Here is a 212-nt window from a genome sequence, read left to right as displayed (position 1 = left end):
CGAAAATCGCCTAAAAAGCGTATTGGCGGAATTTGAACGGCTGGGGAACAGAATGAAAAATGGCGGCTATGTGGATAAACGGGTTTCGTTCTACTCCATTCTTTGTGCCGTTATCTCCCTCTTGTTTGCCTGCCTCATGTGTTATTTGTGGGTGGATGCTGCCAAGGAACGGGACAGATACCAGCCCTTTTATGAATATTACCAGCAGATGC

1 protein-coding gene is annotated in these 212 nt (G+C 46.7%); it reads left to right on the top strand.

The annotated features are described in order from the left end of the window. Positions 1 to 212, top strand: a 212-nt coding sequence (locus HJV72_RS19435; protein ID WP_442899304.1) for a hypothetical protein, incomplete at both ends; no start/stop codon positions are given.

Source organism: Extibacter sp. GGCC_0201, assembly GCF_017566055.1.
In the GTDB taxonomy this organism is placed as follows: Bacteria; Bacillota; Clostridia; order Lachnospirales; family Lachnospiraceae; genus Extibacter.
This window is presented reverse-complemented; position numbering and strand designations above follow the sequence as displayed.